The sequence below is a fragment of the Thalassoglobus polymorphus genome (genome assembly GCF_007744255.1).
GTDB lineage: Bacteria > Planctomycetota > Planctomycetia > Planctomycetales > Planctomycetaceae > Thalassoglobus > Thalassoglobus polymorphus.
Genome location: NZ_CP036267.1, coordinates 2,064,962 through 2,088,330, shown reverse-complemented (window position 1 = coordinate 2,088,330; position 23,369 = coordinate 2,064,962). Strand labels below are relative to the sequence as shown.

Annotated in this window: 18 protein-coding genes and 1 pseudogene; 12 read left to right on the top strand and 7 right to left on the bottom strand. The window is 49.9% G+C overall.

Features of this window, described 5'->3' with window-relative positions:
* Window positions 1–10: 10 nt before the first annotated feature.
* Complete coding sequence (locus Mal48_RS07635) at window positions 11–700, bottom strand: phospholipase D-like domain-containing protein (protein ID WP_145197646.1); 690 nt, start codon at window positions 698–700, stop codon at window positions 11–13.
* A gap of 171 nt (window positions 701–871) precedes the next feature.
* Between Mal48_RS07635 and Mal48_RS07630 the strand changes: the two genes are divergently transcribed.
* Entirely contained in the window at window positions 872–2,113 is a 1,242-nt protein-coding gene (locus Mal48_RS07630) for a DUF1015 domain-containing protein (protein ID WP_145197644.1), read from the top strand.
* Between the two features lie 122 nt (window positions 2,114–2,235).
* A complete protein-coding gene (locus Mal48_RS07625) occupies window positions 2,236–3,792 on the top strand; it encodes a hypothetical protein (protein WP_145197642.1) in 1,557 nt (518 codons plus the stop codon).
* 185 nt (window positions 3,793–3,977) lie between these two features.
* Here Mal48_RS07625 and Mal48_RS07620 read toward each other — a convergent pair whose 3' ends face one another.
* The 3 genes from Mal48_RS07620 to Mal48_RS07610 all read right to left on the bottom strand — a co-directional run bounded on the left by Mal48_RS07620 (window position 3,978) and on the right by Mal48_RS07610 (window position 6,634).
* On the bottom strand, window positions 3,978–5,168 hold the full coding sequence (locus Mal48_RS07620) for a pyridoxal phosphate-dependent aminotransferase (protein ID WP_145197640.1): 1,191 nt from the start codon (window positions 5,166–5,168) through the stop codon (window positions 3,978–3,980).
* 191 nt (window positions 5,169–5,359) lie between these two features.
* Window positions 5,360–5,908, bottom strand: a complete 549-nt coding sequence (locus tag Mal48_RS07615) for a PspA/IM30 family protein (protein WP_145197638.1) — start codon at window positions 5,906–5,908, stop codon at window positions 5,360–5,362.
* Window positions 5,909–6,040: 132 nt separating this feature from the next.
* Window positions 6,041–6,634, bottom strand: coding sequence for an RNA polymerase sigma factor (locus Mal48_RS07610; RefSeq protein WP_145197636.1), 594 nt, complete (start codon window positions 6,632–6,634; stop codon window positions 6,041–6,043).
* Window positions 6,635–7,001: 367 nt separating this feature from the next.
* Here Mal48_RS07610 and Mal48_RS07605 point away from each other — a divergent pair, with 367 nt between their 5' ends.
* On the top strand, window positions 7,002–9,554 hold the full coding sequence (locus tag Mal48_RS07605) for a DUF5060 domain-containing protein (RefSeq protein ID WP_145205878.1): 2,553 nt from the start codon (window positions 7,002–7,004) through the stop codon (window positions 9,552–9,554).
* Between the two features lie 240 nt (window positions 9,555–9,794).
* The gene (locus Mal48_RS07600; RefSeq protein WP_145197634.1) at window positions 9,795–10,337 is read left to right on the top strand and encodes a hypothetical protein; all 543 of its coding nucleotides are present in this window, start codon (window positions 9,795–9,797) and stop codon (window positions 10,335–10,337) included.
* 67 nt (window positions 10,338–10,404) lie between these two features.
* On the opposite strand, the gene Mal48_RS07595 is transcribed toward Mal48_RS07600, so the two are convergent.
* Window positions 10,405–11,598 carry a PP2C family protein-serine/threonine phosphatase gene (locus Mal48_RS07595; protein ID WP_145197632.1) on the bottom strand — a complete coding sequence of 398 codons (1,194 nt, stop codon included), beginning with the start codon at window positions 11,596–11,598 and terminating at the stop codon, window positions 10,405–10,407.
* A 358-nt stretch (window positions 11,599–11,956) separates the two neighbouring features.
* On the opposite strand from Mal48_RS07595, the gene Mal48_RS07590 reads away from it, so the two are divergent.
* From Mal48_RS07590 to Mal48_RS07555, 8 genes are all read left to right on the top strand, one after another.
* Complete coding sequence (locus tag Mal48_RS07590) at window positions 11,957–15,436, top strand: hypothetical protein (RefSeq protein ID WP_145197631.1); 3,480 nt, start codon at window positions 11,957–11,959, stop codon at window positions 15,434–15,436.
* Between the two features lie 186 nt (window positions 15,437–15,622).
* The gene (locus Mal48_RS07585; protein ID WP_145197629.1) at window positions 15,623–16,060 is read left to right on the top strand and encodes a protein BatD; all 438 of its coding nucleotides are present in this window, start codon (window positions 15,623–15,625) and stop codon (window positions 16,058–16,060) included.
* Complete coding sequence (locus Mal48_RS07580) at window positions 16,057–16,341, top strand: hypothetical protein (RefSeq protein WP_145197627.1); 285 nt, start codon at window positions 16,057–16,059, stop codon at window positions 16,339–16,341. The genes Mal48_RS07585 and Mal48_RS07580 overlap by 4 nt, the downstream gene beginning before the upstream one ends.
* A gap of 547 nt (window positions 16,342–16,888) precedes the next feature.
* On the top strand, window positions 16,889–18,187 hold the full coding sequence (locus tag Mal48_RS07575) for a leucine-rich repeat domain-containing protein (protein ID WP_145197625.1): 1,299 nt from the start codon (window positions 16,889–16,891) through the stop codon (window positions 18,185–18,187).
* A gap of 159 nt (window positions 18,188–18,346) precedes the next feature.
* Complete coding sequence (mtaB, locus tag Mal48_RS07570; RefSeq protein ID WP_231739949.1) at window positions 18,347–19,615, top strand: tRNA (N(6)-L-threonylcarbamoyladenosine(37)-C(2))-methylthiotransferase MtaB; 1,269 nt, start codon at window positions 18,347–18,349, stop codon at window positions 19,613–19,615.
* Window positions 19,612–19,983: an STAS domain-containing protein gene (locus tag Mal48_RS07565; RefSeq protein ID WP_145197621.1), complete on the top strand. Its 372-nt coding sequence runs from the start codon at window positions 19,612–19,614 to the stop codon at window positions 19,981–19,983. The genes mtaB and Mal48_RS07565 overlap by 4 nt, the downstream gene beginning before the upstream one ends.
* Complete coding sequence (locus tag Mal48_RS07560; protein WP_145197619.1) at window positions 19,984–20,703, top strand: nucleoside/nucleotide kinase family protein; 720 nt, start codon at window positions 19,984–19,986, stop codon at window positions 20,701–20,703.
* 159 nt (window positions 20,704–20,862) lie between these two features.
* Window positions 20,863–21,546: a lipoate--protein ligase family protein gene (locus Mal48_RS07555; RefSeq protein ID WP_145197617.1), complete on the top strand. Its 684-nt coding sequence runs from the start codon at window positions 20,863–20,865 to the stop codon at window positions 21,544–21,546.
* A 93-nt stretch (window positions 21,547–21,639) separates the two neighbouring features.
* Here the strand turns inward: Mal48_RS07555 and Mal48_RS07550 are convergent, their stop codons facing one another.
* Complete coding sequence (locus Mal48_RS07550; protein ID WP_145197615.1) at window positions 21,640–23,091, bottom strand: sulfatase; 1,452 nt, start codon at window positions 23,089–23,091, stop codon at window positions 21,640–21,642.
* 34 nt (window positions 23,092–23,125) lie between these two features.
* Window positions 23,126–23,350, bottom strand: a pseudogene (locus Mal48_RS07545) (L-lactate permease); the annotation flags it as partial.
* Between the last annotated feature and the right edge of the window lie 19 nt (window positions 23,351–23,369).

Genomic DNA, 23,369 nt, shown 5'->3' with positions numbered 1-23,369 from the left:
CTTGTCGCTCTCAGGCATATTGATCCCATAATTCGTTGAACACAGTTCCGAATTTCGTCACCAGATGTTCGTCGTTAAGCACCACGATATTCTCTTCATTTTTCTCTGCCGCGGATCGGGTCCAGTTGTAACTTCCGCAGAGTAGGATCGATTCGTCGAACAGGGCGAATTTGTGATGCATGTGGTACGGTGAACTATCGAGACGAACCTCAACCCCTGCGTGCAACAATCGCTGAATGTCCGAGCCGGCATCATCCACTTTTTCATCGTCGGTAATGATGCGAACCTGGACCTTGCGATTGTGAGTCTCGGCGATGATGTCGGAAATTTCATTGTCTGTAATCGTGAACAAGCAGATATCGACCGACGACCTTGACTGCCGGAGCAAGGAGCGAATTCGATTCCGACACTTATTACCGGGGCTGAAGTATGCCTCGGTGGTGACTGCCTTTCCGTTCTCCCGAGCCGGCTTGAGGAGCCGCACGACATCTTCCAGCCAGTCGATGACCTTCTTCTGGTCAGGTGTGGAAGTTAGCATCTCACGTGCAAGGTCGAACGCTTCGTGGCGATAGACATCAAGTTCCGTCTCCGCAGGTTTCAGTTCTTTCAGGACAGCTGTCAGGGCGCGCCGCTCTGATCGCGTCAACACTTCGTCGTCGAATGTTTGGCTCAACACGCTGCGAAATTCCTGTGGCGTCACGCGATTCTCCTTGTCTGAAATTCGAGTCGACCAGAGACTTCAAGTCTCTGACTCAGTATCTTTCGCAAACATTTTGCGATTCATTGTCTATCGTTTGAAACTCTCGCTGAAAACTGATAGGACGCAATATCATTTTTGTCCACTCACTCTACCAGAAATCCTAAGCTCAACATGGTCACTCTACATCCCGTCACGCGTGCCCTCGTCCCTGTCGACTCTGAAGCTGCTCATCGCATCAGTGCTCCCAACTACGATGAGTTTCAAAGCGACAAAGAAATTTGGGATCTCATTCAGCAGAAACCCGACAATGTTCTCTGCATCACCATGGCGCATTGTCATACGGACGACCTTGCCAACGCTTGCGAAGAAGGTGGACCAGAGGCATTGAAGCATTCTGGTGAGCAAATGCAGGAGCTCATCAAGAGTTCCCTCTCGAAAGAAGTTCAGAACCTGCTCTGGATTTACGAAATCACTTCTCCCAAACGACCGGACGCTCCACAACTTGGAGTCGGTGGATACGCCGCAACGAAGGAAATTCGTACCGAGGAAACACCTCACGGGACCATCATTCGTAATGAAGGGATTCGTCCCGAAAAAGCGAACGGCCGAGCCCAGTTAATCGATGCGACAAACGCCTACATTGGAACTGTGAATCTCGCAGTCAAAGACTCTGCTGGATCGCTACAAACTGCGATGGAATCAATCAGCAATGGTCGCGATTGCAGCTACGAGGCGACCGACGAAGCTGGCAACATACATCGCGTTTGGCTGGTGACTGATGCTGCTGAGCAGAAGGGGCTCATCGACTTGTTAGCGGCTGAACCGGCTGCCTATGTCGCTGATGGAAATCATCGCAGCGCTGCAGCAGCGGCACTCGGAAAAGACTACTTCCTCACCGTCTTCTTTCCGACGAAGCAACTCGGGCTCGAACCTTACAACCGTCTGTTGCCTTTGAATGGTGTTTCAGCAGAAGATTTTCTGGCACAGGCTGCCGAGAATTTCAATGTCGCAGAAGTGGCTGATGCAAAAACCTATCGACCTGATTCCGTTCACAAACTCGGTGTCTACCTGACTGGAAAGTGGTACGAGCTCACACCAAAAGAAGGATCTTATGATCCAGAGAATGCTGCTGAGTCCATCGACGCAGATATCGTGCAGCGACACATCATCGACAAAATTCTCGGTATGTCTGACAACCGTGATAAACGCATCAACTACGTCGGCGGAAATAAGACTTCCGAGTACCTCGTGGAGCGTGTCAACAATGGCGACTTCGAATTGGCGATCTCGCTGGCACCTGTGACAATGGATCAGTTCGTTGACGTCTGTGACCAGAATCGATTTATGCCTCCGAAATCGACCTGGTTCGATCCCAAAGTACGCAGCGGACTCGTGATTGCTCTTCTGGATTAGAGCTTTTCAATGCTTATCGTATCCATGAAGATCACTTTCATGACTTCGTAGACTGCTTCCCACGAGGCAGAACGTAGAGACCAATTCTGGATTTGCTCTAGCTTTGAATATCGAGACGCTGAGTGCCTGGTAAAAAGATAACCGCAGGTCCGACTGAAGCACGTGCGAACCACTTCTTTCCGTGGTTGGTACTTGTACTTTGTCTCGTCGGGGCATCATTCCAGATCTGGGTGTTGTGGTTCACTGAGATTCCGTTGGGAGTCTCAGGTGAATGGGTTTGGCCTCGCGTCTCACAGCGATTGGGGTCTCTCCTCAACCTGTTCCCGGCGGTCATCGCTGCCGGACTGCTCGTGGGGTATCTCGTTTGGTCAACGAGACAGGAACAGAAGAAACCTCGAACCTTTTTCTGGTTAGCAGGACTGATTGTCCTCGGCCTCGGATGGGTAGTCGCCGTTCAAAGCGTGACGCCACTGGGAGGTGGGCTCGGTCGTGGCGTTTTTGTGATGTTCTATCCCCGAACGTCGGGCTATTACCATCAAGCAAGATATGAAGCCCACAACTTACCCCGTTTTCTTTCTGAGTACGAAAAGAGTATTAGCGATCAGTCAAACCCCGAAAACTATTTGCACATCGGCACGCATCCACCGGGACTGACGACCCTTCATCGTGTTCTGATTTACGAGTGCAATCGAAATAAGCAGCTCAGTAGTACGGTGATGAAGACTGCTCCGGAGTCGGTGCGATCCGCATTGCAATTCATCTCTCAGGAACAGGCGAGAAGCGGTCGACCGCTTACTGAAGGCGAGTCCGCAGCTTTGTGGCTGTCGGTCTTGATCACTCAATTCGTCTCTGTGTTTACAGTGGTTCCGCTTTACATGCTCGTCAGCCAGTTCGGATCAACCTCAACTGCGAGGATGATTGCGGGGATGTGGTTGCTGGTTCCGGCGATGATCATTTTCCTGCCAAAATCAGATGCTGCATTCCCATGTCTGGCGATGTTTCTCCAACTTTTCTGGGTGAAAGCATTAGAGAAAAACAGCACTCTTTGGGGAGTTCTGACTGCGATTCTCTTTGTCTTCGCTGCCTCATTGAGTCTTGCATTTTTCACTGTTGGAATCATCCTGTTTCTGCAGATGATGTACTCGTTTTCACGGAACAGAACGGGACTTCACCCGACCATTGGCGGAATCATCGCTGGAGTCAGTTACGTTGGTCTGCTCTATTATTTTATTGATGTGAACCTGTTCACCGTCTGGATTCAGAACTTCAAGAATCACTCCGTTTTCTACGACCACAATTCTCGTACGTACCTCGATTGGCTTTATGTGAACCTTTTGGAAGGTTCGTTCGCGATCGGAGTTCCAATAACGATTTGTGGAATTCTCGGAGCCGCTTTTCTCGTGAAGAAAGAGTATCGCGAGCAGATCTGGATCTTTTCCGGCCTTCTCATCTGGGCTGTGCTTTGGGCGAGCGGAAAGAATATGGGAGAGGCAGCCCGGTTGTGGATCTTCCTGATGCCGTATGCACTTCTGGCAGCAGCCCCAGTCATCAAGAGCTTGATGACTGCAAATGGGACGTGGCAACGACGCGTGATCCCAGTTGCACTGCTTACAGTGCAAGCGATCGTTTGCTTACTGACGGCCATCCAAGTCGACGGTTTTGGATTTACGCAATTATAGAACTGATCCTGAAACTTGAAATTGCTCTCTCAAACGTTGAGAAAGCGGCTATTCCAGAGGTTTTCGGACTGGTTCTAGAAAAAATCCGCTGCACACATGCTTGTGTGCAGCGGAGAGAATCTTCACTCGGAATGTTTTTGCTCGAGACAATGGTCACGAGCTACGACGGTCACGAGCTACGACCGTTAACCTTTCAAGAACTTCTCGAGTTGGTTCAAACCCTGTTCAAGTGTTTCCAGATCGGTCGCAAAAGAAAGTCGAACATATCCCGGGGCACCGAAGGCGTCGCCGGTGACAAGACCAACTTGAGCCTGCTCTAGAAGTGCGGTACAAAAATCTGTCGCATTGTCGACGGTCACTCCGCCCAACAAAGGTTTGCCGAAGTAGCTGCTGACGTCGAAGAAGGCGTAGAACGCGCCTCCCGGTGTGGCGAAGCTGAGCCCCGGAATCTTGTTTAATCGATCAAGAACATACTTGCGCCGTTCTTTGAATTTCTCAAGCATTTCACCAACACATTCCTGCGGGCCATTCAAGGCTTCGATTGCGGCAAACTGGCTGATGCTGCATGGGTTCGATGTCTGTTGGCTTTGCAGGTTGCTCATCGCTTTCGTGACATCGACAGGAGCGAGCGTCCAACCGATTCGCCATCCGGTCATCGCATACGCTTTGCTGACACCACTGACGATGATCGTGAGGTCTTTGACATCCTCACCAAAGGATGCGAAAGAGCGGAACTCAGCTCCATCGTAAATGAGCTTCTCGTAGATTTCGTCTGAGAGAACAGGGATCTGCTTCTCGACAGCAACTTTCGCGAGTGCTTCCAGAGTCGCAACAGGATAGGCTGCTCCGGTTGGATTGCACGGATTGTTGAGCATCAACAGGCGAGTCTTCTCGGTAATCGCATTTTCGAATTGCTCAGCAGAAAGACAAAACCCGCTTTCTTGTGTTGTAGGAACCAGAACGGGAGTTGCACCTGTTAACTCGACCAAGGCACTGTAGCTGACCCAGTAAGGGGTCGGGATGATCACTTCATCACCGGGGCCGCACAGCGCGGTCAGGACGTTATGAATCGAATGCTTCGCCCCGTTTGAAACGACAACCTGCGAAGGCTCGTAGCTCAGGCCGTACTCTCTCTGATAATTATCACAGATGGCTTGCTTCAGCTTGGGAATTCCCGCAGCTGGCGTGTAGTGCGTTTCCCCGTCTGCGATTGCCTGACGTGCCGCTTCACAGATGTGTTCGGGAGTCGTGAAATCGGGTTCGCCGAGCGTGAACTCAAAGACTTTCACTCCCTGCGCCTTGAGTTCTTTGGCTTTGGTCGCTGCCGCAATTGTGGCGGATGGCTTGAGCGTTTTAACGGTATTTGAAAGGCGCATGGATTGGCTGTTCAGGTCTGAAGGGTGTTTGGAAACAGATTGTGGAGTCCGAACCGCATTCAAGGACTCGTAAACGTCTCCTTGGGTTCGCGTCATCCGAGATTTTGAGAGATGATTGTCATTGGTCAAGCGTTGCCGCCATCACAGGGAGGAATTTTGCAGAATCAACCTCCATATTGATCAACCTGGGCTTATTTGACTTCCATTTGCTTCCGCATTGCCTCAAGTTCCTGATCAACACGGCCTTGGCGATCTGGTGAAGCCTCCAAATTGGCTGATGAATCCGAGGACTGCGATTCTTCAGTGGCATCCTCACCGTCACTCAGCATTTTGAGTCGACGGCTCGCATCGGCGAGTCGAGCCTGAAGCGCGTTCATCATTGTTCGCAAGTGATCACGTGTGGAGATCGCAGCTTCAAGCTGTTGCTCAAGACCAGCGATCAGGTCTTCCACTTCGTGTTTTCGCTCAAGTGCCTGCCGTGCTTTGGCTTCGTCATTCATTGCCAGAGCCTCTTGAGCAGATTGGACCCAACTTCCGATGGCTGCCCGCTGCTCACCGATTTCAACCTCAAGCTGAGAAACATTGGTCCCAGCAGTCTTTACACTCCGTTCTGCACCGGAAACCCCTTCTTTCATCTCAAAGATGATCTCCTCCAAGGCAGCCTTCTTGTCGACTGCCTGTTCCAGAATGGAGGTCAGGTTGCAGGTCACAATGTCGGTCAGGCGGCTGAAGTAAGGCATGGTTCTCTCTGATAGGCCCTGAAGTGATCGGGGCGATGGGAATTCAAACGATTGGCTGTTTGTCACGGATCATCGCAAATTGGAAATCAGGTGAATTTTCGAAAAATAAAGTCTCATGAATTCAACAGGAGACTATTCAGAACTCACGAGTTTCGGTGGAACAAATCCTCGGGCCCTGAGTTTCTCGGCGAGTTTCTCTCTGGCGAGTCGTAATCGGCTTTTACTCGTTGCCAACGGAATCTCCATGATCTCCGACACTTCTGGCAAGCTGAGTCCCGTATAGTGGTGCAATGTAAAGGTTTGCCGTTGATCTTCTGGGATTTCTGACAGCAGTTCATCAATCAGACTCGAAAATTCCTGATTTTGAACCCGTTCCTCAGGGCCGAGAATATCCTGGGAAATCCGGGCCATGACATCATTCTCTTCCCTTGGCTGACGCTTCACTGCCTGAACAAGTGCATCGTTTGACCTCTTTCGCACATTGTCAATCAACAAATTTCTGGCGATGCGAAACATCCATCCACGGAACCGTCCCAACGGCAGATAGTCCCATGCCTGATTATAGACCTTCAGGAGTGTCTCTTGTGCGAGATCTTCCGAAAGTTGCAGATCCCGTGTGTTGCGCATGAAGAAGCCAATCAACATTCCCTGGTATTTTGCGACCAAAGTGTTAAATGCTTCGACAGTTCCCGATTGAATCAGGATCATGAGTTCGTCATCAGTCATCAGAGACAACAATAGTGAGTTTTCAAATAAATTCGTAGCTTAAACACTTTCGTGTTTTCTTGTGTCCGTGAAGTGTGCTTCTCGTAAGATAAATCACTCCCTTCCACGAGACTGTTCGCGTTCTGCCTCACAGCGAATAGCAATTCGAGAAAGACTAGAGACGGCACTGGAAAAGGATGGCTTCTGTTTTCGGGTTCATTTCGGTCGCTTCACTTTGCCACAGGGATCAGATTATAAAGGGTTGATGCGACATTGCTGAATGGTCAAGCAATCGTTGTACAGCAATCGTTGCACTTGGTTCAAATGAAAGATGTCCATGAATCGGTCCCTCCACGTTTCACTGGTGTCCCTTTTGGCGTTATCGCTGATGCCTTTGGAAAGTCTTTCCGCAAGTAATCCTATTGCTGAAAATTCTCTCGTCTTCGCTGAGGAAGATGGACTCCTCGCTGTTGAGGCGGAGCATTTTTTCAAGCAGGCAAAAACGGACGTTCGAGCATTTTATCTGACGCATACGAAGCAGACGCCGTCAATCCAACCGGATGGCGACCCTGCTCATGTCGCTGGGGCCAGTGGTGGGGCATATCTGGAAATTCTTCCCGACACGCGGAGGACTCACGACGACAAACTCATCAAGGGCCAGAATTTCGCTCCAGCACCGGGAGAGTTGGCTGTCCTCTCTTACAAGGTTCATGTGAACACTCCCGGCAGGTACTACGTTTGGGTGCGAGCTTATTCAACAGGGACGGAGGACAATGGCCTGCATGTGGGACTCGATGGAGAATGGCCCGCGAGCGGGCAGCGATTACAGTGGTGTCAGGGAAAGAACAACTGGCGCTGGGAAAGCAAACAACGGACGCAAAAAGAACATTGCGGCGAGCCGTACAAGATTTTCCTCGACATCAAAGAACCGGGTGAACATGTGATTCACTTCTCGATGCGGGAGGATGGATTCGAGTTTGACAAATGGTTCATGACACTCGACCGAGACTTTCCGCGTCCCAACGACGCCGGCCCCGAAACGGTCGTCAAAACCGGAGCTCTTCCGAAAGCGTTTCCCGTCGTTGCTCTGGCTGCACCGAATCGAACTCCTCGCCAACCTGATGGCGACGGAAGCGTCACAGTAGCTGGCGAGTTGAAACAGTGGCACAAAGTGACGATCAATCTCGATGGGCCATTTGCTCACGAGAAAGATCAGAATCCGAATCCGTTTACTGATTACCGGATGAATGTTCTCTTCACCCACTCCGACGGAACTGAGTATGACATTCCTGGGTTCTTTGCAGCTGATGGAAACGCAGCCAACACTTCCGCAGAAGCGGGAACTGTCTGGCGGGCCCACTTTGCTCCTGATCGAACCGGAGAGTGGACATACGAAATCTCCTTCGCAAAAGGAAAAGATGTTGCGCTGAACCCGGTTGCCAATTCAAACCGGCTCGCTGGCTTCGATGGAAAAACGGGAACGTTCAAGATCACCGAAAGCGATAAGCAAGGCCGAGATTTGCGAGCACATGGGCGGTTGCAGTATGTCGGAAAGCGGTATCTTCAATTTGCCGGTTCGAAACAGTATTTCCTGAAAGCAGGTGCCGATGCTCCCGAAACTTTGCTCGCGTTTGCGGACTTCGACAACACCGTCGCTGGCAATCCCAGGAAGGCTCCTCTGAAAACATGGGAGCCGCATCTCAAAGACTGGAAGCAGGGCGATCCAAGCTGGAAAGATGGTAAAGGCAAAGGCTTGATCGGTGCGGTCAATTACCTTTCCGGAAAAGGTTGTAATGCGTTTTCGTTTCTCACATATAACGCAGGGGGCGATGGTGACAACGTCTGGCCGTTTGCAGAGCGAAACGAAAAGTTCCACTACGATTGCAGCAAGCTTGATCAATGGGGAATTGTTTTCGATCACGGAACGCAGCGAGGGATGTATTTACACTTCAAGTTGCAAGAGACTGAAAACGATGACAACAAGCGAGGAAAAAACAATTCTGGATCAATCCCGGAGAGCCTCGACGGTGGCGAACTCGGCAATGAACGAAAACTCTATTGCCGAGAAATGATTGCCCGTTTCGGTCACAATCTGGCGCTCAACTGGAATCTGGGTGAAGAGAACACTCAAACAACAGACCAGCAACAGGCGATGATCAATGAAATTGCCATGCTCGACGCCTACAATCACAACATTGTGATTCACACATTCCCAGATCAGCAGGACAAAGTTTATCGTCCATTGTTAGGGGACAAGTCGAAATTAACGGGAGTGTCGCTGCAAAACAGTTCACTGGAAACGACACACTCGCAAACCTTGAAATGGGTGAACCTGTCAACCGAAGCAGGCAAGCCCTGGATTGTCGCCTTTGACGAATCAGGGAGTGCCGCACATGCTCAGTGCCCCGATCTGGGCTACAAGGGATTCGACGGGCATGACCGCAAAGGGAACATGATCTACACACAACACAAGGTCCGCAAACAAACGCTGTGGGGAACGCTGATGGCAGGCGGAGCCGGCAACGAATACTACTTCGGGTATCAGTTTGATGAGAACGACATCGTTTGCGAAGATTGGCGCAGCCGTGACCAGTCCTGGGACTATTGCCGCATCGCAATCAACTTCTTTCACGACAATCAGATTCCTTTCTGGGAAATGAAAAACGCCGACCAACTCGTCGGCAATCCCGAGCACAACGTCTCCAAATACTGCTTCGCCAAGGAGAACGAAATCTATCTCATCTACCTTCCAAACGGCGGAACTTCAACAATTGACCTGTCACAAGCTGACGGTGAATTCCAGGTCGAATGGTTCAATCCCCGAACCGGCGGAGCACTGAAAACAGCTGATGTCAAATCCATCAAAGCAGGCGAGCAAATCGAAATTGGCCCCCCGCCAGAAGAGGCAAAAGAAGACTGGCTGGTAGTGTTGCGCCGATGAGAGACTTATTAAAACTGATCCAGAAATTTGACATCGCTCTCTTAGATACTGAGAAAAGTGAACATTTTAGACTTGAGACAAGAAACATTCGAAAATTCTCTTAACTCGTTTTCTACAAGAAAATCGGCATCTTCAAATTACACAGCTCTGTCGGTGTTGCAATCTGACTTCTATCGAATCGATGATGCGACTAAAATCGCTCCTTCACCAGAGTCAATCAATTGAATATTTGGCAGCATTGTGAATCCGACAGACGAACTACAAAGACTGACATCGTTAATCCCTCACAACGAAGACTTGATCCGCGAGGTGGAGCATGTTTCCTCGGCGCTGACTCCTGAGCCATACAAGCAAATGCTGGCTCACGATCATCACATGACCGTGACGATGGAAAAGTACCATGGATGTTCCGTCAATGTCGAAGTGCTACAGGAAGTCTCTGATGGAGATATCTACGCACGACAAATTATTCTAAACCGCTCAGATGATGGAACACCGGTACAATTTGGAATTGTCCGTTTTGACTTTCAATATGTGACCAAAAAAGTTCGCGATGAAATCCAGAGCAGACAAATTCCGCTCGGGCGAGTTTTGATCACGCACAATGTTCTCCGACACATCGACCTGGGCGCCATCTTGAAAGTGACTGCAGGATCGAAATTAGCCGAGGCCCTGCAAATGAAAGAAGGGGCCACCACATACGGACGGCTGGCGACGATCTTCTGCAATCGCCACCCCGCCGTTGACTTGCTGGAAATTTCAGCGCCGCTCGAACAGAAGTAAGCGACTGGTCACAAGTACTGGTCAAGTGATGTGTGGATAGCAACTCTTTTAGGAGCGTTCCACAATTTTAGGAACGCTCCACAATCACCACAGACGTATCATCATGACGACCTTGCCCCTTTGTGAATTCCAGTGAGTCATCAAAGAGTGCCTGCATGCAATCTTTGAGTGGTGATTTCCGGTGCTGCTTCATGGTCGCAGAGACACCCTTGAGGCCAAATTCATCATGGCCCTCGCTATCTGCCGGGAATGCTTCAACTAAACCATCGGTATACAACAACAGACGGCTGTTGGGAGGGATGATCGTACTTTGAGTTTGATAGTCAGCGTCATCCAGAATTCCAATCGGCAATCCCGCAGCGTCGAGATCGGTTGTGACCTCAGCGACCTCATCCGTTTCAAGATTGTGCAAAACCGGTGACTGATGGCCCGCTGAGGCCCATTTTAATTCGTGTGTTTTGGGGTTCAGCACTCCGTACAACAGCGTGATGAATCCTCCTTCGTTGTTGACGACCGCCTGACGACTCAACTGATTATTCACGTACCGAACAAAATGAGCCGGCTCGCGGAACTCGTCGTAGCGAATCATCCGGATCAAAGTATGCATCGTCATGATCGACATGCAAGCTTTCATTCCGTGTCCAGAGGCATCACCGACCAGCAGGATCATAGAGTCATCGGGAAGAGTAAACGCGTCGTAGTAGTCTCCACCCGCCATGGTGACCGGTTGCCCGCCAATGACTTGAATTTGAGAAGACTCATACCGCGCAACGATGCCGTAGTCTTCAGGCGTTGAGATATCATGCGGAATGATCGATTCTTGCAATTGCCGAACCGAGTCAACTTCCCGTCGAAGCTTCTCGGCGATTTGTCGCTCGCGTTCAGCTTCCGCCTGCTTGACTGCTCCTTCGATGATTGCGGTCAGCAGAAACATATAATCGCCCGCTTTGTCACGGATCACGTATGCACGAAGTCCGTTCGTCAGATAGCGGGCGATCTTGTACACATCCTCTTGCTGACATGCACCAATGAGTGGAGTTTCCGGGCAGATTTCGCGAATTTTTTCGAAAACGTTGTAAGCGGTATCGACATCGGGGAATGTCGTTGTGATGAGAATCGCATCCCAGATCTGATTGGACTCGACCGCTTTAAGAGTATGTTCATGATTTGTTGTCACCAGAACGCCGCTGTCATCGACGTTGAGATAAAGTCGCAATAACTCTGCTTGTTCAGCATCGTCCCAACCAACGAGAATTCGCATTCTGATCTCCGAGCGCCCGCGACATCATGAACTTCCAAGGAACGCGCCCGAATCGAATTGCAGGTTAACCGTCAGCTCAACCGCTCGCCAGCCGAGAAATAAAGAAATTAGAATATTTTGATGCGAACACTTCAAAGTATAGGTGTTCTTTGATTGCGAGGTACAGCAAATCAAAGTTGAACAACTCACATTGCTGGTGAAGAAAAATAGAATTGAATTCGATACAATTGCCAATGACGTTGCTCACGTCGTTCCCAAGTTCCTTTCATTAGCCCTGACAAAACTAGAACCAGCGACCTCCATTCGAGTGAGGGAAGCAAATTCAGCCAAATTGTCAGGCCTTCTAAGTTGGCAAACGATGAACTACAACCTTTCCCTCGGATTTACAGTCGATCAAACGAGTTCTCAGCGCGCACATGAAGAGCGCGAAATGATGAAATATGTGAATATGAAGCTCGCTGCGAACGGGCTTCCCATCGCTCCCGAGGCGGGCGGGCAAGAAACCGTGGAGCTTGCCACTGGGCTACTGGGGAACTACCGGGAGAAAACTCGCCGCCTTGGTGAGACTCAACGTTGTCCTAGCGATGAACGCATTGAAAATTTCCTGAACTCCCACTTCAGCGATCTTCAACTCGAGTCTCCTCTCAGCGTGCCGAGCAAAACTTTCATCCTTGATCGGCATGGGCTCGGACGCGTTCTCTCTCTGCCTGCAGATGGAGACTATTACAAGTCGGAATTCGTTGAATCCTATCGTGTGCGAAACGGAGTTTTGCACAACCCGGCAGCAGACCGCCGAACTACAAAAGGAACCTTTCATATCGTTGAAGGGGGATTGCCGATTCCGGGAGACAAGCGTGCCGTTCCTCGTGAAACATTTGTGCGCATGTTCAGGGCAGCTTTTGAGAAAACTCCAGCGAAGTCTTTAGAAATCCCATTTACTTCGAATCAGGAGGAGTCTGGCGAATCGTGGATTTCTTTACTGATTCGCCCGCTTGTTCGACCTGAAGTTCCGGGTGTCACACCTGAGAAACGGCTGGAAATTCGGTTTTTTGTCCCTGGATCGTTCGTGAGCAACCTGGACTTTGTCGAATCAATTTTCGGAAACGCTGGTGATCCATTTGTGCCTGAAAACGATTCAGCCATTGATGTCGAGCATTGGTCAGGGCATACCGGGTGCGTGATCCTCGCTCCGCACTTGCTGAAGATGACAAAGAAAGAACTGGGACTGCCGAACATTAAGGATGCCACGCCTGCACAAATTAATGATCGAATGTGCTGGGAATCGGAAGAAGAATTCTACAACGATGGCAAAGCGTTCAAGGTCACGTGTCGCACCGAAGAAGGTGTCATCGTCACCATGATCGCTGACAACTACTTCGGATACTGTAAGAAAGAAGTTAAAACACAAATCAGCTACGCAGCCAACCTGATGGGGAACGCTGAAGAAGAACACGCCGGAGGGGCGCTCGTCTTTCAAAGCTGGAACGTGGGAGAAGAATTCCACTTCAACAGCCATCGAAACAACAAGCAGACCTACGACGACGTTGTCGCTGCTTATGGAGACTGGATCAATCTGCAGGAAACAGGCTACGGCATCGACAAGCGATTCCCAAATCTGTTTTACATTCCCGAATACGCTGTGGCAGATTTGCGTGAGCAAAACATCTCTTGGACCCGAGACGGCGAGAAGCATGAAATTCCGCTGCTGCCGGACCAGGTTTACATGGCTCCTTCAGGGTTTCGCCTTCGAATGGAGAAACACCCATCAGCTCCGACATGGCGACTGATCGGAACAGCCGGGGAAGGCATCTTCTGCCATAAACCGAGTACGGTCTCCGGTGGCGGAAAAAGTGAAATCAGTAAATCGCTGGTCGATTACATGCAGTATGGCTCGATTTTCGTCTCGAACTTCGAGAAGGATGTCGAAATGGTCCGCATGATCTTTGACAAAGATTACTCAGACCGATGGAACGAAAAGTTTTACGCAGAAAATTCAACGGCAGATTACAAAAGCCGATCAGTTCTCAGCCCGCGTCGTTCGCTAGGCAGCGTCATCAAATTGCTGACTCCATCAGACGAGTACAACACGGAATACAATTCTTGGCTGAAAAGTATCCCGGGGCATATTTACGCTCTGGTCTATGCGATTAAGCGATTCCACCACCCCTCCTGGGAACGCGGCGAGTGGGAAAAGATATTCGGAGTCGATGACGTCAACGGTTCAATGGGGCATGAACTGAAGATGTACGATAGAAAACTGGTCGGAACCTATTTGCGAGTCGGCTTCAATCCACTCCAGCACTGGAGGCTCTTTAAGGTCAGGCAAGACTTCGCTGCTGCATTCAAAGTTCAGACCGAGGACGACATCACCGCATCAACAGTCGTCCCTGGCAGATTGATCCAAGGGATTCCGGACTACTTCGAATCCTACGCCTATAAATTTGCTGAAAACTGTGAATTCCGACTCTTCCAACGTCCTGATGACGCGATTCATCGAGGGTTCGATAAGCAGGCCGAAGCCGATTTGGCGCGGAAAGATGTCAACTTCATCTCTAACTATGAACCGACCACACGGGATGAAGTCGATGAGATGAGGACGAAGGTCGTCGAGTTTGATGCCTTTACCGCTCCCATGAAAAAGCTTCTCCGTTCCGTTGGAAAAGGTGAAAGCCGTTACATCGTCTGTTCGGACAACCCCCGAAAAGTTGGAGGTGTCCCAACCAAGAACCCCCGCTATCTGCAAGATCGACCAGATATGGTCAATCCCATGGACCGCTATGTTGCGGAAATGGGGACACGTCTGTTCCGCCGGATTCCAGCTGATCAGTTCGTACCTATTCCAGTTGGAGCAGTCCTTTCAGGAAGACGCAACAACCCACCTGATCCAGTGAAAGAAATTCGCGGGCTGGCGGTCTACAACCCAATTCATTTCCAGAAGTTACCCGAACTGTTCATGGACTACATCTGTTCATTGACCGGAAAAAGTCCGTCGACAACAGGTGCCGGATCAGAAGGAGCATTAACTAAGGGACCGTTCAATGCACTCAGGCCCACTCTTGACCTGAACGCTGCGTTGGTCAGCATGATCCTCACAGGCACACCGGGTTTCTCAACAGCGGCAGGGCACATCGGTCCCAAGTCACGTTTTGATCATGACATCAGTTTGTTGATCCCCGAAATCTGGTGCCGAATGTCAGCAGATGAGCGAGATCCTCAAAAACTCATCGATAAACGCATGATGGAACCGGTTCCGGATATCGTCCGTGAGGATGGAACCGTTCTCCCCGCCCGACGACTCGGATACCGCATTACGAAACGATTCGTGCGAACTTACTTCGGACGTGTCTTTGACATCCCGGAAGCTGTCTTTTCTGACGAAATTCTCCGTCCCGAAATGCAGGATCAGCAAGCCTTCACCGAAGGTGTCGATCATATTATGCAAGCGTACCAAAGGGTTGCGACTCGTTACTTCGAAGATGGTTCCATCGAAGAAGCCTGTCCTCCATTGAAGGCCATTTTGCACATCATGGCTCATGGAGAATTCGAAGGTCGCGATGAACGTGACCCCGAAATCCGTAAGCTCTTTGAGCGAGAGACACTGCTTGAAAGTGACTGGTACAAAGAGCGACTCAAAACCCAGCAGCAACGCGAAATAGACCTCTGGCAGTCAAAACTAAATTCAGTGAACAACTACCTGGAAACTCAAAACGGCCTCGACTCGACTTTCGTCGAGACCTTGCAGGAACGTCGTCAAATCGCTGAGAAAAACCTGCAGCAGGTCTCAAAAGCGGACTACCTTGATACGCTCTTCGGAACGATCGGAGCACAGCCACTTTAAGATTCCTGATCTCGCCGGACACCTCAAAGTCTCCGGCGAGATCGGCTTCTTGCCCCCGTTGAGTTTGATTTCCGCGTGAATCACGTTTTAAAATTCAATAGAATGGTTTTGTCTATGATCGATTGGCGACAATCGCAACATCCCAAAATCACTGTTCATCAGTTAGCCCCTATTCGAAATTGATTCATGGATAATCCAATTCCAGCTCTCATCTTTGGAGGATTTCTTATCGCTCTTGGCGGCTTCTTGCTGTTTAATCAAAAGAAACTAAACGACTCTCTCTCTGACCAAGATCTTCCAGAGCAAGAACTCAAATTTCTTCGACTCCGCAACCGTCGCCGCATGCAAGTCGCCGGTTTGATTCTGCTTATCGGAATCATGATTCCTACTGGGGATTCGCTGATCCCCTGGGGGCACGCGCTCGTCACATTTGCCATCTACTGGCTCATTGTTCTCGGCTTGGCGTTCTGGATCATTCTACTGGCGCTCGCCGATATCGTAGCGACTCGGACCCACACTTCCGTTGAACTGACACGTTTGCAAATTCAGCAACAAAGTCTGGAGCAGGCAGCGAAGCAACTTCGTAAAGCTCAGGCTGCTGCTCGCCGGGATTCTCCGTCATGAAACCGCTCAATGCTCCGCACAAAATCGATCACGATTTTCGTCTCTATGTTCCATACCCGGAAGGTTGGAAAGCGCACATTAAGCAAGGCTGGGAAAAACAGTATTGCTACGCAAAAAACGAGGGAGAAGACTTCTTCCACTTAATTCTCAATGGAGAAATATTTCTCGTACACGGGGACGAGAAATATTGCCTCAATTGTGCGATGAAGCAGGGGATCCTGACTTCTGAACGCCTGCACTGGCAAAACAAGCGTCCCGATGAGAATCGGACAAAGCTTTAACGGTCACCACTTTCGAACCGGATGCGGTTTCCGTAAAACATTTACCTGAAACGTGTTGAGGCAATTCTATTGCCAACCCACCAGAAGACTTCGCTTCGTCATCGCTTCTATGCGCTGAAAGCAGCGGTTGTGGTAGCTACTACTATTTTACAGGTCTTTAGTAATTTCGAATTAGCGTTCGCGTCCCGCCTCGTGGCGAGTAGCCTCTGAATTCATAAAAGTGAGCTTCACAGGAACGACAAGCATTAAAAATGCTCTCAAAGTACCGAAACGTCGTAATTCGACCTTAAAGCGACACTGCCGGCTTCTCCACGAAAGACTCTTTTTCCCGAAACCGATCTCAGCATTTTAGTTGTTCCGCATCCGAACCGGACCGCTCTTCTTTTCGAATCGCTCTGGCTTCTCTAACATACGAGTTGCGCTACGAAATCAAAACACAAGTGACACTCGCTTTCGATTTCGTGGTGATCAGTGTATGAACTGGCTGAAGTGCTCTTCACAGAGCCAATAAATCCACGAAATCCGTTGGAACCAAGATCCCAATTCCATGAAGAAGACCTCCCCCACATTTGCTCTCACCCTGACTTTCCTCTGCTCAACCATCATTTTTTCCGGTTGCCCAGATCAGTCCCCATCGCAACCAGCGAACAACGAAAATGTTCCTGCCGCAGATGATGAGCCGACTGACGTCCCGATGGTTGAGGACGAATCGGCCCCGGAAGTTGAGGTTCCCGCTCCCCAGGATGATCCTGAAGCAGTCAAGAAACTTGAAGAAGCTGGTGCTGTCTTAAAGAAAGATTCTGCTGGTCTCGTCATTGAAGCGAACTGCAAACCGGCCCAAATGACCAATGAACTGATGCCATTGCTCAAAGGAATTCCTCACATCACCAAGCTTGATCTGGAAAACGGTCAGTTCGACAATGAGGCACTCGCAGTTTTAGAGTTTCTCCCCGCATTGACGACGATCAATTTACGTCAGTGCAGCAACATCGATGAAGCCGGACTGGCACATTTGAAGAAGGCCCCGCAACTCCAACGTCTTCTGCTTTTGTACACGCGAACAAATGATGCCGGACTTGCTGAAGTTGCAAGCCTTGAAAATCTCGTTGTTCTCGATTTACGTGGAACAAAAATTGGCGACAAAGGCATTAACGAACTGACACGACTCAATAAACTTGTCGATCTGAAAATTCGCTCGACGAGCGTCTCCGGAGAGTCGATGGCCACCATCGGCAAGATGACGAAATTACGCTATCTGGCTTTGGAAGATGCTGGGCTCGGAGACGATCATGTTGGAGAGCTTGCTCCACTGAAGAACCTCATCAGTTTCAACATTATGAGAACCTACGTGAGCGATGAGGGTCTCGCACACTTTTCGGATCAGAAATTTCAGGACCTTCGCCTACGAGACACAGCTGTGAGCGGACCGGGACTGGCTGCGTTGAAAGGATCGATTCCGACTTTGAAGTATCTCGATTTGAGTGAAACTCTCATCGATAACGAAGGGGTCTCCCATATTGCTCCGTTCACAAATCTGGAAACCTTGCTGGTCTGGAACGGAACGATGGACGATGATGGACTGGCAGCACTCACATCACTCACGAAATTGAAATCCCTGGACGTGCATGGTTGCCGCGGTTTGACTTCCGCTTGTGCTGATCATCTGGCAAAAATGCAAAATTTGGAAACTCTGAACATTTCTGATTCGAACTTTGACGACGACGGACTTGCGAAACTCGCTGAACTCGAAAATTTGAAATCAATTTCCATCGCTCAAACCGGTGTTACTGACGACGGGGTTGCTGCTTTCAAACAGAAGCGTCCTGACTGCGATGTTAATCAATAACTCTAGAACGGTTTTGATAAAGGTGTCGCAGTCCTGTCTCGTGACACTTAGACAATCACTTGACAATCACGCTTAATTCGCGGACACAAGAAACACGAAAGTGTTCTAGAAACATCTTTGACTCCAATTGGTCCAATGATTCAATCTTCCAAGACAGATATGAAAACGTGTCGACTTGTCACTTTAGGTTGCAAGGTCAATCAGTATGAAACGCAATTAGTCAAGGAAGCTTTAGAAAAGAATGGCTACCGAGAGGCGACCGAAGAAGAGTCCGCCGACTTGTGCGTAGTCAATACTTGCACGGTGACCTCTGAAGGTGACTCTAAGTCACGAAAAATGATTCGCCAACTGGCCAAGAAGAACCCCGGGACGCGAACTGTCGTCATGGGCTGCTATGCGACGCGCGATCCCAAGTCCGTTTCAGAACTGCCGAGCGTCTTCGAGGTCGTCACTGACAAACGTGAGCTTCCTGATATTCTGGATCGGCACGGCATTCATGATATGCCCGAAGGGATCAGCTACTTCGAAGGCCGAAAGCGTGCCTATGTAAAAGTACAGGATGGCTGCATCTTGCGGTGTACTTACTGCATTATCCCCTCTGTCCGACCGGGGCTTCGCAGCCGCGATCCTCAAGACATTGAAGACGAAGTCCGCCGACTGGTCGACAACGGCCATAAGGAAATCATTTTAACAGGGATTCACGTCGGACATTACGGAGTCGATACGACTCGCAAAAAATCCGGGAAAGCCCCGTTTCGTTTATGGCATCTGTTCAGAAAACTGGATGCGATCCCCGGCGATTGGAGAATGCGTCTCTCTTCGATTGAGGCCAATGAAGTTGATACCGATTTCATTTCCGCTGCTGCTGACTGTGAACATTTGTGCCCACAGTTTCACCCGGCGCTTCAAAGTGGTTCGGACACTGTTCTCGAACGGATGCGTCGCCGGTACCGCTCTGGGCGATTTCTGGAAAAGCTCGAGCGAATTCGAGATGTCATTCCAAACGTCGCCTTCACCACAGACATGATCGTCGGCTTCCCAGGTGAGACCGATGAGGAATTTGAAGAAAGTCTCGAAGTTTGTCGTCAGGCAAAGTTTATGAAGATTCACGTTTTCCCGTTCAGCACTCGCAAAGGGACGCCCGCAGCCGAGTACCCTGATCAGGTTGACCCAAAAATCAAAAAGTCCCGATGTGACACCCTGTCGGTTCTAGATCGAGAGTTGGCACTTGATTATTATCAACAACACCTTGAGAAACCTCTTGAGGTAATGATCGAGCGCGAAATCACAGAATCCCCCGGTTGGGTGAAGGGGACGGATCGCCACTATATTCCTGTCGAAGTCCCGGGTACGAAAATGGACATCGGCACATTCGTTCACTGCTACGGCGAAAAGGCGACCAAAACACACATGCAGGCAAAACGATGACTGATAGCGAGCCACACTTCAGTTTCTTCCTTCTTCGTCATGAAGGTGAAATTGCTCTCGTAACGATAACGCGAGAACAATTGACCGACGATGAAAACCTCGAGCAACTCGATCAGGAATTGACGCGAGTCCTCGGTGAGGAATCAGGGAGAAAAATGATTTGTGACCTCTCAGCAGTTAAATACCTGACAAGTTCCGCTATTGGAAAGTTGATTTCTCTACACCGCAAGTCGATTCGGACTGGAAGCCGCATTGTCTTGTGCGGGCTTCAGACAACAGTCAGAGAAATCCTCGGAACGAGCCACCTTCTGGAATACTTCTCCATCACACCCGATGCTGAGAACGCTATCGCTGAGTTAAAAGAATAGATGTCCAGCCACAACCAATCGAGTCCTGACCTTGCTCCCATTCTCGTCATCGAAGGGATCGACGGGTCCGGAAAAGGGACGCAAGCCAAGCATGTCCAGCAGGCTCTCACCAATGAGGGGCACAACTGTACTTTGCTCAGCTTCCCACAGTACGAACAGACCTTCTTCGGGAAGCGAATCGGAGATTTCCTGAACGGTTCGTTCGGATCACTGAATGAACTCAATCCGTTTCTCGTCTCGCTGCTCTATTCCGGCGACCGCTTTGAATCGCGCGAGAAGATCCTCGACGCCCGGAAAAGCTCGCAACTGCTGATCCTTGATCGCTATGTTCCTTCCAACATCGCACATCAATCTGCAAAATATTCCGGAGAGCAAAGATCAGAACTGCGTGAATGGATTGAACACATCGAGTACGAGATTTTTTCGGTCCCGCGTCCCAGCGAAATTATTCTCCTCGATACCCCAGTCCAAGTCTCACAAGACTTGATCGCCAAAAAAGAAATGCGGACATACACCGACCAGGCTGCCGACTTGCAGGAAGCGGATGTTCCCTACCTAGACAAAGTCCGTGAAGTCTATCTCGAATTGGCTCGGGAAAATCCGATGTGGAACATCATTCCGGTTTCAATCGGAAGTGAGATTCGATCTATCGAAGAGATCGGCCAGGACATACTAAAAATCGCCCGAAATTTACTCACCGAATCAACAGCCGCGAAGTGACACCACACACCCAATGTGTCTGCCACTTGCCACTGTGCTAGTCGCTGTGCTTGCCACTGCCAGACTTGGAATATCAGACTGGCCCAGCAGCAAATTCAATAGCGAGCCTTACGTTCTGCTTAATAGTGAAAATTTCAGCCCAGCCGTAAACAGTGTCATATGCCAACCTCAACACCATCGTGCGATCTTTTAGTTCATGGGCCACTTACGGGTGAGGAAAACATGGCTGTCGATGCCCGTATGCTGGAAGCGGCGGTCGCAGGTCAGGCAACACTTCGGACTTATCAATGGGGCGCACCGACGGTCTCACTGGGACATTTCCAAGTCACAACATCTGCTGAAATTCCAGAGCGATTCGAGAACCTCGCTGTGGTGAAACGCCTTTCGGGAGGAGGAGCGATTCTGCACGATAAAGAACTCACCTACTCCATCGCTCTCCCCAAAACTCACCCACTCTGCTCAACACCATCGAGAATTTACAACGAAGTCCACGAGTGCATCATCGAGTTACTTCTGGATGTAGGAATCACTTCCCACCTTCGTGGAGATGCAGCCTTTAAAGAGAAGCCGTTCCTCTGCTTCGGGCGTGGAGATGAACGAGATATCGTCATTGGAGAACATAAAATTGCTGGCAGTGCTCAACGAAGACGACAGGGAGCAGTTCTTCAACATGGGAGCATCCTGCTCGCCCAATCTGAGTACGCGTCGGAGTTTCCCGGGATTCGCGAACTGACTCAAAAAGAACTCGATCCCACAGAATTCGCCAGCAAGCTGCGGCCCACAATCTACAAACGCCTCTTTCTCAATGAAGCGACCCCCAATCGAAACATTTCCGATTCTTAACTTTCCCATGAAGGTCACTTTCATGGCTTCATGAGGCTGCTCGCCACGGGGCAGAATGCAAAGATCAGTTGTCGGTTTTCTCTCGAAAAAATCTTACCGTTTCTTTCCGGCGCGACGTTTCCTCAAAATTTCCATCTCACGACCTGGATCATGCTTCGGGTTTTTCGTCGGCATCTTCGCATTGATACTCACTCGCCAATCAGCAAGTTCTCGTTGCAACTGAGTAGCGATTCGTTGATGAGTCTCCTTCGTACGAGAATTTTCGTCGAGCAGGTTGCGAGCTTCCGAAAGGTCATCCTCCAAGTTGTACAGTTCCAACTTCTCATCTTCAAAGAATTCAATCAGCTTCCACGGCCCTTTTCGAATCGCACCGGCAGGGCGGGAGTGGTGATAATGTGGGAAATGGAAATGCAACGCCGACCGGTCTAAATTCGCGTTAGGATCTCTCAGGAGCGGCAATAGACTCACGCCGTCAATCGTCTGATGTTCGAAGTCGTCAACCCTTGCAAGTTCAGCGAACGTCGGCCAGAAGTCGGTGCTGATTGTCGGTTCATTGCACACTGTTCCGGGCTGAACCTTTCCCGGCCAGCGGACGATGAGAGGCACACGGATCCCTCCTTCGTAAAGCGTCCCCTTTTCATCTCGAAGCGGGGCATTCGAGCAAACGATCGGTCCACCTAAACTGGCGGACTGATAAAGCCCGCCGTTGTCCGATGTGAAAATCACAATTGTGTTTTGCCCCAGCCCCAACTCTTCGATGGCCTGCATTAATTTCGCAAAACTTCGATCTACGTGCTCAACCATGGCTGCATAAATGGGATTGTTCACACCACCTTCAGGCTTCGTTTTGTTCTCATACTTCTTGATTAGATCTTCGTTTGCATCCAGCGGAATATGGACTGCATAGTGCGAAAGAAACGCAAAGAACGGCTGTTCTTGATTTTCTCTCATGAAGCCAATTGTCTGATCGGTGAGGAAGTCTGCCAAGTAAGTCCCGTCGGGAACATCAACAGGCGGGTTCGTTCGAAATCTGGGGGCGTGATGTCCCCCATTTGTCACCAATGAGACGTCGTATCCTTGAGAATCCGGTTCCTGTTCACGGTTTCCCAAGTGCCATTTCCCGAAGTAGCCGGTTGTGTACCCTTTGCGTTTGAGCATTTCAGCTGGGGTCACAATTTCAGAGGGAAGGGCACCGGTCACTTCTGGGACAATCAATGGAGCAAATGGACGTCGATGTCCAGGAATGAAATCGGTGATCCCCAATCGAGCCTGATTCTGACCACTTTGAATCGATGCACGCGTTGGCGAACAGACCGCGCCCGCAGCGTAGAAATCAGTGAACCGCATTCCTTGTTCAGCGAATCGATCGATGTTCGGTGTTTCGTGAAACCTGCTTCCGTAGCACCCCAAGTCGGACCACCCCAGATCATCAATCAGTACAAACAAAATGTTCGGAGGGCGCTCTGACGTTTCAGCACCATCGGCGATGATTCCGTTAAGAAGGACAACTCCGAGACAACAAAGTTCAACAAACAATGATTTCATTGCAATGCTCTTAACCAGAAAACGACAAGACAGTCACGATCCACGTTCCGATCAGCCCGGCAGTTAAAACATAGTAACAAAAGGGAATTGCAGTTCGTCGAATAATCTCGCCTTCTCTCCCAGCTAACCCAACGACAGCAGACGCCGCAACAACATTGTGAACACAAATCATGTTCCCGGCCGCTCCTCCCACCGCTTGTAGCGCGATGATCCATCCGGGGTCATAGCCAACACGTTGACCGACACCGAACTGAAACAATAAAACAGAATATTGCTGA

Coding starts and splice junctions, on each gene's coding strand:
- mtaB (WP_231739949.1), top strand. CDS start 18,347: ATGAAAACGTGTCGACTTGTCACTTTAGGTTGCAAGGTCAATCAGTAT.
- Mal48_RS07550 (WP_145197615.1), bottom strand. CDS start 23,091: ATGAAATCATTGTTTGTTGAACTTTGTTGTCTCGGAGTTGTCCTTCTT.
- Mal48_RS07630 (WP_145197644.1), top strand. CDS start 872: ATGGTCACTCTACATCCCGTCACGCGTGCCCTCGTCCCTGTCGACTCT.
- Mal48_RS07575 (WP_145197625.1), top strand. CDS start 16,889: ATGAAGAAGACCTCCCCCACATTTGCTCTCACCCTGACTTTCCTCTGC.
- Mal48_RS07615 (WP_145197638.1), bottom strand. CDS start 5,908: ATGCCTTACTTCAGCCGCCTGACCGACATTGTGACCTGCAACCTGACC.
- Mal48_RS07595 (WP_145197632.1), bottom strand. CDS start 11,598: ATGCGAATTCTCGTTGGTTGGGACGATGCTGAACAAGCAGAGTTATTG.
- Mal48_RS07585 (WP_145197629.1), top strand. CDS start 15,623: ATGGATAATCCAATTCCAGCTCTCATCTTTGGAGGATTTCTTATCGCT.
- Mal48_RS07560 (WP_145197619.1), top strand. CDS start 19,984: ATGTCCAGCCACAACCAATCGAGTCCTGACCTTGCTCCCATTCTCGTC.
- Mal48_RS07605 (WP_145205878.1), top strand. CDS start 7,002: ATGCCTTTGGAAAGTCTTTCCGCAAGTAATCCTATTGCTGAAAATTCT.
- Mal48_RS07610 (WP_145197636.1), bottom strand. CDS start 6,634: ATGACTGATGACGAACTCATGATCCTGATTCAATCGGGAACTGTCGAA.
- Mal48_RS07590 (WP_145197631.1), top strand. CDS start 11,957: ATGAACTACAACCTTTCCCTCGGATTTACAGTCGATCAAACGAGTTCT.
- Mal48_RS07620 (WP_145197640.1), bottom strand. CDS start 5,168: ATGCGCCTTTCAAATACCGTTAAAACGCTCAAGCCATCCGCCACAATT.
- Mal48_RS07555 (WP_145197617.1), top strand. CDS start 20,863: ATGCCAACCTCAACACCATCGTGCGATCTTTTAGTTCATGGGCCACTT.
- Mal48_RS07580 (WP_145197627.1), top strand. CDS start 16,057: ATGAAACCGCTCAATGCTCCGCACAAAATCGATCACGATTTTCGTCTC.
- Mal48_RS07565 (WP_145197621.1), top strand. CDS start 19,612: ATGACTGATAGCGAGCCACACTTCAGTTTCTTCCTTCTTCGTCATGAA.